The following is a 9,415-nucleotide window of genomic DNA, read 5'->3' as shown; positions in this document are numbered from 1 at the left end:
GACGATCTCCGGTGCCCCTCCGCTCCGTCGTGTCTGTCGTGTCTGTCGGGTCCATCTGGTCTATCCGGTCCATCCGGGACACGGAACGGCGATCTCCGGTCCCCGGCCACGGTCCGAACCTCGCTCGCCCACCGGTTGGGCCCGCCGACCTCCCGACCGTCTCCGCGCCGATGGACGACGCGGTGGGCGAGGAGGCGGCCCGGCGGGTGGGGGCCGCGTTCGGGTGCTCAAGAGCCGCGTTCGAGTGATCAGCCGAGGGTAGCCTTGCCCGGGTGAGCACCTGTGCGACCGTGTCGCGTGAACTTTCGGAGCCGCTGGCCGCCACGGCGGCGACGGCGAGCACCTGGCTGCTGGTGGAGCAGAACGGGCCGTGGGGCGCGAAAGCGCTGGGTGAGAGCCATCTGGACGCGGCGGTCGGGCGGGCGCTGGAGGCCGCCGCGGCCGGGACCGGGGTGCGGGTGGCGTTGATCCGACGGCCCGGGCGGCACGCGGACTGCCTGCCGACCGCGCGCCACGAGGTGCTGGTGGCGCACACGGTGCCGGGCCGCGGCTGGGTGCGCCGGGCGGAGGTGGCTGATCCGGCGGAACTGCTGGAGCTGGACTTCGCGGCGCTGGGCGCCGGCGATCACACCGGATTCGGGACGGAACACGTCGGCGGCCCGGTGGCCCTGGTGTGCACCAACGGGCGGCGGGACCGCTGCTGCGCGCTGCTGGGCCGTCCGCTCGCCGCGGAGCTGGCGGCGGCCGGGCACAGCGAGGTGTGGGAGGTCACCCACCTGGGCGGGCACCGCTTCTCCCCCACGATGTTGGTGCTGCCGTACGGCTACGCCTACGGACGGCTGACCCCGGAGACCGCCAAGGAGGTGCTGGCGGCGACGGCCGCCGGACACACGGTGCCGGAGTGGTCGCGGGGCTGCTCGGGCTGGGACCGTCCGGGCCAGGCGGCCGAGCACGCGGTGCGGCTGGCCACCGGCGAGACCGGGGTGGACGTACTGACGCTCACCCAGCGGCCGGACGGCGAGGGCCGCTGGCTGGTGGAGGTGCTGCACCGGGACGGCCGGTCCTGGGAGGTGGACGTGGTCGAGGCGGTGAGCGAGCCGCCGCGTCCGGAGAGCTGCGGCAAGGCGGCGGGGACGCCGTCGCGGATGGACGTCCTGTCGGTCCGGGGCCTGTGAGCAGCGGTCCCGCGCCCGTTCGGGGCACGGGACCACCACCGCTGCGGCCCGGTCGGCGGCCCCGCCCGCATCCGGACGCCCCGCCCCTGCCGGTGGCCGACGGCGCCCGGACGACGACACGGGGAACCCCGGCGGCCCCAGGCCCGCCGGGTTCCCCCGGGCGCGACGGCTCAGGCCGCGCCCGCACCGGTGAGGGCGCGCACCTCCAGTTCGGCGAACCGGTCCGGGTCGGTGGGCTCGGACGAGGTGACCGTCCCGATCCATCCGGCCAGGAAGCCGAGCGGGATGGAGACGATGCCCGGGTTCTCCAGCGGGAACCAGTGGAAGTCGAGGCCCGGGAAGAGCGCCTCGTGGGAACCGGAGACCACCGGGGAGAAGATCACCAGCGCGATCGCCGGGATCAGCCCGCCGTACACCGCCCAGACCGCGCCGCGGGCGGTGAACCGCGACCAGAACAGGCTGTACAGCAGCACCGGCAGGTTGGAGGAGGCGGCGACGGCGAAGGCCAGACCGACCAGGAAGGCCACGTTCAGCTGCTGGGCGAAGAGGCTGATCACGATCGCCGCGGCGCCGATCCCGGCGGCGGCGATCCGGGCGACCATCACCTCCTGCTGCTCGCTGACCTCGGACACCGACTCCTTCGAGGACCGGGCGGCCGGAACGGTCTCGCCCCTCCGGCGCCGCCCGCGGTTCTTCTCCGGTTCGCGCGACGGCCGGGCCCGCCAGGCGCCGGCCCAGATGTCGTGGGCGAAGGCCGCCGAGGAGGCCAGGGTCAGTCCGGCGACCACGGCGAGGATGGTGGCGAAGGCGATCGCCGAGATCAGCGCGAACAGCACCACGCCTCCGGTGCTGCCGTTGCCGCCGCCGAGCACCAGGGCGAGCAGCGGAACCGCGGTGTTCCCAGCCGAGTTGGCGCGGTGCACCTCGGCCGAGCCGATCAGCGCGGTGGCGCCGAGGCCGAGCACGATCGCCATCAGGTAGAAGCTGCCGACCAGCCCGATCGCCCACATCGTGGAGCGGCGGGCGGCCCGCGCGGTGGGCACGGTGTAGAAGCGGGACAGGATGTGCGGCAGACCGGCGGTGCCGAGCACCAGGCCGAGGCCGAGGCTGACGAAGTCCAGTCGGCTGGTGAGGCTGCCGCCGTACTTGAGCCCGGGCTCCAGGTAGCGGTGCCCGGCGCCGCTGTGCGCGGCGGCCTGGCGCATCAGCTCGCCGAGGTCACCGTGGAAGCGGACCACCAGCAGCACGGTGAGCAGCACCGAACCGCCGGTCAGCAGGAAGGCCTTGATGATCTGGATCCAGGTGGTGGCCCGCATCCCGCCGATGGTGACGTAGACGATCATCAGGGCGCCGACCGCGATGATGGTCCAGGTGCGGGCGTGCGGGCTGCCGGTGCCGAGCAGCAGGGCGACCAGCGAGCCGGCGCCGACCATCTGGGCGACCAGGTAGAGCAGGGTGACCACGACGCTGGCGCCGCCGGCCGCGGCGCGGACCTTGCGGCGGCGCAGTCGCAGCGCCAGCACGTCGGCGAGGGTGTACCGGCCGGCGTTGCGGACGAGTTCGGCGACCAGCATCAGCACCACGAGCCAGGCGACCAGGAAGCCGATGCTGTAGAGCACGCCGTCGTAGCCGTACAGCGCGATCAGGCCGGCGACGCCCAGGAAGGAGGCGGCGGAGAGGTAGTCCCCGGAGAGCGCGAAGCCGTTCTGCAGCGGGGTGAAGTCGCGGCCGCCGGCGAAGAAGTCCTCGGCGGCGTTGCCCTGACGGCCGACCCAGAGGGTGACCCCCAGGGTGACCAGGACGACGACGGCGAACAGCGCGATGGCGAGCGAGTGGTGGTCCCCGGTGGGGGCGACGGCGGGGGTGGCGTTCGCCGCCACGGTCCGCACCGCGGCCTTCGCCGCGTCGGTGGGCACGGTGAGCGTCAGGGTCGTCATCGCAGCTGGTCCTGGGTGTCCCAGCGCAGGCCCAGGGCGGCGCGGTCGCGCTTGGTCCGGGCGTTGCGGGCGTAGAGCCAGGCGAGCAGGAAGGTCGACGCGAACTGCGACAGCCCGAGCAGCCAGGCCACGTTGAGCGGACCGGCCACCTCGAGACGCATCAGGTCGGGGGCTCCGGCCTGGGCGGCGACGTACAGCAGGTACCAGGCGAGGAAGCCGCCGGTGATCGGGAAGACGAACGTCCGGTAGCTGCGGCGGATCTGCCGGAACGTCGCGCTGGCCTGGACGGTCCGGTACACCTCGGTGCTGTCGGCGAACGGCTCGTCGTCGAGCGGCACGAGGGCGGCGTGCGGTGCGGCCGGGGCCGCGGGGTCGGCTGGGGCGCTCTGGGCGAACGGCTCGTCGGCGGGCCCGTGGACCGGCGCGCCGACGGCCACGGGCTCGACGACCGCCTCTGCCGACTGTGCCGTACGGACGTGATCCGTACGGGCGGGGCCCGACTGCGCCGGTACCGCCGTGCGGCGGGGCGCAGCCGATGGCTCGGCGGACTCAACGGGGCTGCCGGCGGCCGGAGCGGCCCACCAGTCGAATTGCTGTCCCGATCCGGGACTGCTCGTCTGCTGCTGTGGCACTACTGCTCCTGGACGGCCGGATGTTCTGACCCGAACCATGATGGCGGCCTCCGGGAACCGCCTCTGACCATCGCAGATACGTTCACTCGATGAGGTGATCGATCATCCGACAGACACTCATCGGACTACTGCTGCGTACCGGTGATTCCGTGTCGGAACGCGTACGCGACCGCCTGCGCCCGGTCCCGCACCGCGGTCTTGGCGAACAGATTGTTGATGTGGGTCTTCACGGTGGCCTGGCTGACGAACAGCCGTTGCGCGATCTCGGAGTTGGACAGCCCCTCGGCGATCAGCGCCAGCACCTCGGCCTCCCGGACGGTCAGCCCGTCGGGCAGTTCCCCCGGCCGGGCGGCGGACTGGCCGGGGGCCGGCCCGAAACGGTCACCTTGCTCCGAAATCCTTTCCAGGAGCCGGAGTTGGACCTGTGGCGAGAGCCCGGCCGCGCCCGAGCGGACGTTCGCGATGGCCCTGGCGATCTCCTCGGCGCCGGCGTCCTTGGTGAGGTAGCCGCGCGCCCCGGCCCGGAGCGCCGGGAACAGCGAGTCGTCGTCGGCGTAGGTGGTGAGCACCACGACCTCGGTCTCCGGGTGCGCCGCGCGGATCCGCCGGGTCGCCTCGACTCCGTCACAGCGCGGCATCCGCAGATCCATCAGCACCACGTCCGGATGATGGCGCTCAGTCAGGTTGACGGCTTCCTCCCCGTCCCCGGCCGCACCGACCACCTCGATGCCGGGCAACAGCCCCAGCAGCATCACGATGCCCTCGCGCACCACCGTTTGGTCGTCCGCCACCAGGACCCTGGTCACCCCCGAAGCCGTCATGCCGGCACCCGCAGCAGCACGCGCCACCCTCCGTCCTCCGGGCCCGCCAGCAGTGTGCCGCCGAGCAGTTCCGCGCGTTCGCGCATTCCCAGCAGACCGTACCCGCTGCCGCTCGCGGCCAGCTCCTCCGACGACTCCTGCCGCGCCGGACGGGTGTTGCGCACCTCCAGCTCCACCGCTCCCTCCAGGTAGCGCAGTTCGACGGTGCAACGGGCGCCGGGCGCGTGCTTGCGGACGTTGGTCACCGCCTCCTGCGCGGTGCGCCGCACCGCGAGGGCGGCCTCGGCGGCGATCGGCCGGGGCGCCCCCGTGACGGTGAGGCCCGCGCGCTCCCGCCCGGCCAGCTCGACCAGGAACTCCCCCACCGGGGTGAGCTCCCCCCGCAGCGCGGAGAGCGCCTGCCGGGTCTCGGCCAGCCCGTCCTGCGCCATCCGCCGGGCGGCGACGACCCGTTCGCGGACCTGTTCGCGGTCGGTCCCGGCGTCCAGCATCAGCCGGGCCGCCTCCAGGTGGACGAGCTGCGCGGAGAGGCTGTGGGCCAGCACGTCGTGGATCTCCCGGGCGATCCTGGCCCGTTCGGCGAGCGCCGCGCTCTCCGCCTCGGCGGCCCGGGCGGCCCGCTCCTGGGCGAGCAGCCGACGGGAGGTGCCGCGCGCCTCGACGTCCATCCGCAGCAGCCAGCCGAGCAGCGTGATCCCGCCGACCGTGGCGGCGATGCTGAGCCGGCTCGCCGTGGTGACCGCCGCGTACGAGCCCAGCGCGGCCGCCGCCGTGACCAGCCCGGGCGCGGGCGGCAGCCGGACCAGCGCCATCACCGCCAGGCCGTACCAGAGCACGTCGGAGAGCATGGTGGCCTCACCGGCGTCGGCCAGCCAGGCGGCGCCGAGCACCGCGCCGGTGAGCAGGTAGGCGGGCAGCGGACGCTGTTCCCGGCTGGTCCGCAGGAAGGCCGCGCAGAGCCCGAACGCGGCGACCAGCCCGGCCGTCGCGGCCACCGCCGCCCAGCCGGAGAACCTGCCGCCGGCCAGGGTCCCCCAGGTGACGGTGGCCACCAGCACGGTGCGGCCGAACCCCGCGAGGATCCGCCGCGGCCGGCTCTCGGCCTCGCGGTCCAGCCCCTCGCGGGACGGCCAGCGGGTCCAGTACCACCCGGCCACGGTTTCCTCCTCGGGTGCGCACGGCGGCGGATCGGCTTGTTCGTCGGGCCCGTCGGTGCGACGGCGCACCGGGTCAGCGCAGGGCGGCGGTCGGCGGCACGGGCTCCAGCGTCCGGGCCCTCCAGTTCACCACGAGCGAGCGGACCAGCAGCAGGACCGCCATGCCGAGCATCAGGGAGCTGCCGGCCTGGTGGACGTGCAGGGCCGCACCGATCCCGTACAGGCCGATCCGGATGGCGATCATCCCGATCCAGGCGGCCACGGTGGCCCTGTTGCCCTTGGCCATGACCGAGCCGTCCGCGGCCCGCCAGAGCCGCACGGTCCAGCCCCAGACCGAGCCCATCCCCAGCACCGCGACCAGTCCGGCGACCAGCAGGGTCACCGAGAGGGCGGTGTGCTGGTGGTCGATGAGCTGCGGGTCCCGCAGCGCGAACGCGCCCAGGATCAGCGGCAGCAGCCAGAAGCGGCGCTCGGTGTCCAGGCGCTGGGCGCGCATCTGGCGTTGGACCACCACGACCACCACCGCGGCGATCACGAGGACGTTGGTGAGGGCGATCATCGGACTTCTCCGTCCCGGAGGGAGGCTTCACTGACCTCTCCGACGCTATGGACGGGACGGTTCCGGCTGATCGGAGCCGGGGTGGACCGCGGGTGGATCCCGAACGCGGCGGGCCCTCCACCCGGGGGTGGAGGGCCCGGCCGGACGGCGTGCGTCAGGCGTCGATGCGCGAGCGGTCCAGGGTGGCCGCCGAGTCCACGATGAACTCCTTGCGCGGGGCGACGTCGTTGCCCATCAGCAGGTCGAAGATCCGCTCGGCCTGCTCCAGGTCGCCCAGGTTGATCCGGCGCAGGGTGCGGTGGCGCGGGTCCATGGTGGTCTCGGCCAGCTGGTCGGCGTCCATCTCACCGAGGCCCTTGTAGCGCTGCACCGGATCCTTCCAGCGCAGCCCCTTGCGCTGGAACTCCAGCAGCGTGGAGCGCAGTTCGGCGTCGGAGTAGGTGTAGTGGTACTTCTCCTGGCCGCGCTTGGGGTTGGTGAGCTCGATCCGGTGCAGCGGCGGCACGGCGGCGAAGACCCGGCCCTGCTCGACCATCGGCCGCATGTAGCGGTGGAAGAGGGTCAGCAGGAGGGTGCGGATGTGCGAGCCGTCGACGTCGGCGTCGGCCATGAAGATGACCCGGCCGTAGCGGGCCTGATCGATGTCGAAGGTGCGGCCGGAGCCGGCCCCTATCACCTGGATGATCGCGGCGCACTCGGCGTTCTTGAGCATGTCGCTCACCGAGGCCTTCTGCACGTTGAGGATCTTGCCGCGGATCGGCAGCAGCGCCTGGAACTCGGAGTTGCGGGCGAGCTTGGCGGTGCCGAGCGCGGAGTCGCCCTCGACGATGAACAGTTCGCTGCGCTCGACGTCGTCGCTGCGGCAGTCGGCCAGCTTGGCGGGCAGCGAGCTGGTCTCCAGCGCGGTCTTCCGGCGCTGGGCCTCCTTGTGCTGGCGGGCGGCGACCCGGGTGCGGGCGGCCGCAACGACCTTCTCCAGGACGGCCCGGGCCTGGAGCTTCTCGTCCTTCTTGGCCGAGGTGAGGAAGGCCTTGAGCTCCTTGGCGACGACGGCGGCGACGATCCGGTTGGCCGCCGAGGTGCCGAGCACCTCCTTGGTCTGGCCCTCGAACTGCGGCTCGGCGAGCCGGACGGTGACCACCGCGGTGAGGCCCTCGGTCGCGTCGTCCTTGGTGATGTCGTCCTCGGCGACGCGCAGCAGCTTGCCCGCGCGCAGCGCCTCGTTGACCGTCTTGGCCAGCGAGCGCTCGAAGCCGGTGACGTGGGTGCCGCCCTTGGGGGTGGCGATGATGTTGACGAAGGAGCGCAGGGTGGTGTCGTAGCCGGTGCCCCAGCGCAGCGCGATGTCCACGCCGAGGTGACGGGTGACCTCGGTGGGCGTCATGTGGCCGAGGTCGTCCAGGACCGGCACCGTCTCCTTGAAGGTGCCCTCGCCACGCAGCCGCAGCACGTCGCAGACCGGCTTGTCGGGGGCCAGGAACTCACAGAACTCGGCGATGCCACCGTCGTAGCGGAAGACCGACTCCTCGATCTGCTCACTCTCGGTGAGCCGCTCGTCACGGACCACGATGGTCAGGCCGGGGACGAGGAAGGCCGTCTGCCGGGCGCGGCTGTGCAGGGTCTCCAGGGAGAGCTTGGCGTCCTTGAGGAAGATCTGCCGGTCGGCCCAGTAGCGGATCCGGGTGCCGGTGCGGGTCTTCGGCACCTTGCGGGTCCTGGTCAGGCCGTTGCCGGGTTCGAAGGGCGCGTCCGGGCTGGTCTCGGTGAAGATGCCGGGGGTGCCGCGGCGGAAGCTGATCGCGTGGGTGTGGCCACTGCGGTCGACCTCGACGTCGAGGCGGGCGGAGAGCGCGTTGACGACCGAGGCGCCGACACCGTGCAGACCGCCGGAGGCCGCGTAGGAACCGCCGCCGAACTTGCCGCCGGCGTGCAGCTTGGTCATCACGACCTCGACGCCGGACAACCCCGTCTTGGGCTCGACGTCCACCGGGATTCCGCGCCCGTTGTCCCGGACCTCGACCGAGGAGTCGGGGTGCAGCACGACGTCGATGCGGTCGCAGTAGCCGCCCAGCGCCTCGTCGACGGAGTTGTCGATGATCTCCCAGAGGCAGTGCATCAGACCGCGGCTGTCGGTCGAGCCGATGTACATGCCGGGGCGCTTGCGGACCGCCTCCAGCCCCTCCAGGACGAGCAGGTGCCGCGCGGTGTAGTTGGAACCGTCGTCGCCGGCCAGCAGCGCGGACGGCACGGTCGTTTCGGCACTCACGCGGCACTCTCCTCGGTGAAGTTCTGTCTCATCGGTCACATCCGTACGCATCCGGACCAAGCGCCAGTGCAGCGCGCCGCACCGACATCCGTCGCCCTGCGTGCCCGAACCCCTGCGCCGGGTGCACAGCACGACGGGCGGGCTCCGCGCAGCTTGTACGCGCTGCGCGAACAAGCACCGCACCCGGGCGCGGGCCCCGGGGGCGCCATCTCCTCCCGGTACCACCGGTCCTGGCGGGTCGTGGGACCCGGCACAGGCTCCGGAACTGCCGTTATGCAGGCTACCGGGGCCCGGGGCGGGGCTTATGCTCCAACCCGGCAGAGGATTATGCTACGCGGACCTCGAACCCGATCCCGATCGGGCGTTCGAGCGAAGGGCGGATCCCGGAATCCGGCACGCATGAACCACCGGCGCCCGGGGCACGTCCTCATCAACACAGCAGAATCCTCAGAGAAGAAAAGCCACGAGCGGGAACGTTTTCGGCCTGGTTGGATGTTGACCCTGGTACGACAGCTCGTCGAGCTAGAGAAGAGGCGACGTGACTACTGTTCTGACCCCTGCGAGCCCGCTCACCGCGGCTGACCGCTGCGACCGCTGCGGCGCCCAGGCTTACCTGCGCGTCGTACTCGCGAGCGGCGGAGAGCTGCTCTTCTGCGCCCACCACGGCCGGAAGTTCGAGCCCGAGCTCAAGAAGATCGCCGTGGAGATACAGGACGAGAGCGGCCGACTCACCACCGCGACCAGCACCACGGCCGCCGACGACGAGCGCTGATCCCCGGCGCCACGCCACCACCAGCAGTCGGCGTCGAGCTGTGTCCGGCCGCGCACCGCGCGCGACCGGTGAGCCGGGCGACCGCCCCCTCAGGGA

8 protein-coding genes are annotated in these 9,415 nt (G+C 72.6%); 2 read left to right on the top strand and 6 right to left on the bottom strand.

The window, feature by feature from the left end:
• Positions 1-272 precede the first annotated feature (272 nt).
• Positions 273-1,175, top strand: a complete 903-nt coding sequence (locus ACFRMQ_RS32770) for a sucrase ferredoxin (protein ID WP_380734376.1) — start codon at positions 273-275, stop codon at positions 1,173-1,175.
• 170 nt (positions 1,176-1,345) lie between these two features.
• Here ACFRMQ_RS32770 and ACFRMQ_RS32765 read toward each other — a convergent pair whose 3' ends face one another.
• The 6 genes from ACFRMQ_RS32765 to ACFRMQ_RS32740 all read right to left on the bottom strand — a co-directional run bounded on the left by ACFRMQ_RS32765 (position 1,346) and on the right by ACFRMQ_RS32740 (position 8,547).
• Positions 1,346-3,112, bottom strand: a complete 1,767-nt coding sequence (locus ACFRMQ_RS32765; protein ID WP_380734375.1) for a cation acetate symporter — start codon at positions 3,110-3,112, stop codon at positions 1,346-1,348.
• Positions 3,109-3,549, bottom strand: coding sequence for a DUF485 domain-containing protein (locus ACFRMQ_RS32760; RefSeq protein ID WP_380734374.1), 441 nt, complete (start codon positions 3,547-3,549; stop codon positions 3,109-3,111). The genes ACFRMQ_RS32765 and ACFRMQ_RS32760 overlap by 4 nt, the downstream gene beginning before the upstream one ends.
• Positions 3,550-3,869: 320 nt before the next feature.
• Positions 3,870-4,565, bottom strand: a complete 696-nt coding sequence (locus ACFRMQ_RS32755) for a response regulator (protein ID WP_380734373.1) — start codon at positions 4,563-4,565, stop codon at positions 3,870-3,872.
• A complete protein-coding gene (locus ACFRMQ_RS32750) occupies positions 4,562-5,722 on the bottom strand; it encodes a sensor histidine kinase (protein ID WP_380734372.1) in 1,161 nt (386 codons plus the stop codon). The genes ACFRMQ_RS32755 and ACFRMQ_RS32750 overlap by 4 nt, the downstream gene beginning before the upstream one ends.
• 73 nt (positions 5,723-5,795) lie before the next feature.
• Positions 5,796-6,281 (bottom strand): DUF1453 domain-containing protein, encoded by a 486-nt coding sequence (locus ACFRMQ_RS32745; protein ID WP_380734371.1) that lies wholly within the window; start codon positions 6,279-6,281, stop codon positions 5,796-5,798.
• Between the two features lie 154 nt (positions 6,282-6,435).
• Positions 6,436-8,547 (bottom strand): type IIA DNA topoisomerase subunit B, encoded by a 2,112-nt coding sequence (locus ACFRMQ_RS32740; protein WP_380734370.1) that lies wholly within the window; start codon positions 8,545-8,547, stop codon positions 6,436-6,438.
• A 538-nt stretch (positions 8,548-9,085) separates the two neighbouring features.
• Here ACFRMQ_RS32740 and ACFRMQ_RS32735 point away from each other — a divergent pair.
• Entirely contained in the window at positions 9,086-9,319 is a 234-nt protein-coding gene (locus ACFRMQ_RS32735) for a hypothetical protein (protein ID WP_380734369.1), read from the top strand.
• Positions 9,320-9,415 lie beyond the last annotated feature (96 nt).

The organism is Kitasatospora sp. NPDC056783 (assembly GCF_042789895.1).
Classification (GTDB): domain Bacteria; phylum Actinomycetota; class Actinomycetes; order Streptomycetales; family Streptomycetaceae; genus Kitasatospora.
This window is presented reverse-complemented; position numbering and strand designations above follow the sequence as displayed.